Consider the following 237-nt stretch of genomic DNA (forward strand, 5'->3'; position numbering starts at 1 on the left):
ATTTCAGATGGAGCGGTATTGCTTGCACAGAAAAAAAATGTTAAAATAAGAATTTTAAACTATGAGGCAAGAAATTTTTGGGAATTTAAAAGTTGGGATAAAATGATTTTACCTAAGCCTTTTACTCATTTAGTCTATAGGCTTAGCGAACCCTTGGATATTTCAAGTTTAGATAAAGATCAAGCTAAATTTTTTTTACTTGAACATTTTAAAAAAATTGAACAAATGGATAAATTT

The 237-nt window shown here is 27.0% G+C and carries 1 pseudogene; it reads left to right on the forward strand.

The features are described from left to right. Nucleotides 1-237, forward strand: a pseudogene (locus ELQ04_RS08660) (GTP-binding protein); the annotation flags it as partial.

The sequence above is a fragment of the Campylobacter sp. CH278 genome, from assembly GCF_004378845.1.
GTDB lineage: Bacteria > Campylobacterota > Campylobacteria > Campylobacterales > Campylobacteraceae > Campylobacter_D > Campylobacter_D jejuni.